The organism is Shigella sp. FC1661 (assembly GCF_001712525.1).
Taxonomy (GTDB): Bacteria; Pseudomonadota; Gammaproteobacteria; order Enterobacterales; family Enterobacteriaceae; genus Escherichia; species Escherichia coli.
Genome location: NZ_MDGW01000232.1, coordinates 1 through 3,120 on the forward strand (window position 1 = coordinate 1; position 3,120 = coordinate 3,120).

The window sequence follows — 3,120 nt, forward strand, 5'->3', positions numbered from 1 at the left end:
CCCGGCGTCAGTTCAATGGTGGCGGGTTTTGCTGGCGCGTTAATCCGGAAGGTGGTGGTGGCCGGTTCGCCCTGCTGGCCATAACTGTTAATTGCCCTGACTGTCAGGGTGTATTCCCCGAGCGGCAGACCACTGAAACGATGCTCTGTATCCGCAGTGATAGCGGTGGTCACCAGACGGCTGTCTTCTCCGCTTCCGCTGGTCAGTCGCAGACTGAAGCGCACCCCCTTCACCACCCGCGGCGTGTCCCATTTCGCCTGTGCCAGATACTGGCCGTCAGCTGCGCTCACCTCCACCGTCAGGTGCTGCACTGCCGGTGGGATGACGCTGTTCAGGGAGCCTGACTGCGGCTCAAAGCGGGCACCGTTATCCACGATGGCTTCTTTTTCCGGCACGTGCTGCACCGCCGTGATGGCAAAGGTGCCGTCCGTGTTTTCCCGGACGGAGACACAGCGGAACAGGCGACGGCGCAGTGACGGCAGGGAGAGTCCCCACACCCCGTATGTCTCCACACCATCAGGCAGGGTACTGACCTGTATCCGGTCCGGCGCGGGGTGTGCGGTGATGTCCACACTCACCGGCTTACCGCTGCCGTTAATCAGGTTCACCGCCGATGTACCTGTCTCCGGCAGGGTAACCTCACGGTCCAGCGTCAGGGTGCGGGTGGCAGCATCAATGGACAGGACACGTCCGCCGGTCAGGGTCCCGGCATAGTCATTATCACAGATTTCAATAATGTCACCGGGTGTGTGCCGCAGCCCCTGAGACCCGAGCGTGAAGTCCACCGTCTGCGTTTCCAGCAGTTCGGTCTTTATCACCCACAGTCCGGCACGGTGGGCCTGACCGCGGCTGGTACAGCCGAACGCGTCCATCTTCAGCAGATTGCGCCCGTAGCGCAGTATGGCTTCCGGGTCTTCCACCAGTTCCGTGGAGGTCTGCCAGCCGTTCTGCGGGTCGGTGTAATTCACCTCCACCGCCGTGTGCCGGTCCTTCAGGGCACTGAAGCTGTAGCGGAACCCCACGCCGTTATCATCCACCACCACATCGCTGTTGGTGTACGGCCACACCACATCCGACAGGCGGTCCTGAACAAACGTCAGCATCTGGCCGTTCCATACCGGCATACAGCGCATCGCAGAGCAGAAATCACTGAGAACGTCCCACGCCTTACGCTGTTGTGCCAGGTACGCATTAAAGGTCATCCGCGGCTCGGTCCCCCCGAAACCATCCGGGACCGTCTGGTCGCAGTACTGCCCGATGGCATACAGCGCCCACTTGTCCACATCCGCCGCCCCCAGACGTTTTCCCATGCCGTAGCGCGGGTGAGTCAGCATGTCCCACAGGCACCAGGCCGGGTTGTTGCTGTATGCCGGTTTCAGACTGCCGTCCCAGATACCACTGTACGTGCGTTTTTCCGGGTCATAGTTTGACGGCACCTGGATGATGCGACCGCGGATATGGTAGTTCACCGTCATCTGCTGACCACCAAACTGCTCCGCATCCACCTGCATCCCCACAATGGCCGTGTTCGGGTAGCACTGTTTCACATCGATGATTTCGGTGTATGACGACCACAGCGTTCTGTTCTGCAGCTGGTCCGTGGTGCTGTCCGCCGTCTCCCTGACCATCCGGATGTTAAAGGGGCGGGGAGGCAGATTATCCAGAATCACCGAGGCCAGGAACTGTGAGGTGGTCTTGCCGTTAATGGTGACGTCCTTTTCCGTCACCCAGCGGCCATTACGCTGTAACTGAATCAGAATCCGGACAGAGGAAGGATTACGGTCGCCCTTTGACGTGGTCTGCACCAGTGACTGCACCCCGAAGGTAACCCGCAGGCGGTCAATGTTCGCGGACGTAATGGTGCGCGTCACCGGTTTTGCCTTCGTCACTTCCACGCCCAGTCCGGTTTCAGCTCCGGAGGACTCAAAGCCTTCCGGTGGTGTCTGCTCCTGCTCCCCGGCGCGCCAGACCGCCGTCACACCGTGTATCACGGGATTGCCGTCCGTGTCCGTCAGTGGGGTTTTGTTCACCAGAATACTCTGCAGTCCCTTCACCGGACCTTCTATCGGTCCCTCACCAATCGCATCAATCACACTCATCATCTGCGTGGATTTGAGATTATCCTTCGCCTCACGAGGCGTGTGTGCCTTACCGCCACCTTTTCCCATACAGCCTTCCCCTGAATAAATTAACCGCCACTTGCCATTCCGTACAGAAGTCGGATATCCTTCGCCCGAAAAGCATGAAACACATTTCTGCCATGCTAAAGAAAACCCCGGTATCAGCAGATACCGGGGTTTTCTTTCATGCCCACCGATAATCCTGTTGGTTAAAACCGGTAATGGCATAAAAATTCTGAATATCTTCACATTTTCACACACTGACTGTGGCGCTTATAATTTCGCTGCGTTAGTGTTTTTTTGCCCGAGTAACAAAAACAACTCCTTCACATTGATCTTCATTTGTCTGTCCCCGCAGCTCCGCGATCACTGCGGGATTTTTTTATGTTTTATCCCTGTCGCCCGATAACCACGACCTTTCCGCCCCCGCCTTCATCACGGGTGCTGATGTCCTGGGATATACGGCGGGAGCCAACCAGCATTTCCCCGTAAGGCACCGGCATCGGGTTCCCCTGGGCAATCATGTTATCCAGCGAGGAAAAGTACGTGTTCTGTCTGCCGTTATCCGTTGCGCGGTAATCCGGTGTTTTTGCCTTCGGGGCCAGCATCTGGGCCACACCGCCCAGAATCATGCTGGCTCCAAGTGAAAACAGCATCGTGGTGGCAGAAAAACCACCGGCTGCCAGGGCTGAACCCCATAACGCCATTGATGCCCCGGCAGTGAAGAAAGAGCCCACGATGGCTGCCGCCCCCAACACAATCTGCAGTCCACCCTTTCCGGCCCCGGCCAGTCGCGGCACAATGTGGATGACCGTTCCCTCACCCAGCTGTTCGTGAAGACGGGCATACACGCCTCCGGTGCCGTGTCATCACCGGCAATACGTATCTGGTACCAGCCTTCGTTCATCTGACGGCGAAAGCCCGGCATCTGCATCGACAGGGCGCGAATGGCTTCCGCTGCCGTGTTCACATACAGGCTGAGGCGGCGGCCAAATCGTTG

Annotated in this window: 1 protein-coding gene and 1 pseudogene; both read right to left on the reverse strand. The window is 58.3% G+C overall.

Annotation, left to right across the window (positions count from 1 at the left end; translation table 11 throughout):
• On the reverse strand, positions 1-2,168 hold a 2,168-nt coding region (locus BFF42_RS13995), incomplete at its 3' end, for a TipJ family phage tail tip protein (RefSeq protein ID WP_146759049.1).
• Positions 2,169-2,509: 341 nt separating this feature from the next.
• Positions 2,510-3,090 (reverse strand): annotated as a pseudogene (locus BFF42_RS14000) (tail assembly protein).
• Between the last annotated feature and the right edge of the window lie 30 nt (positions 3,091-3,120).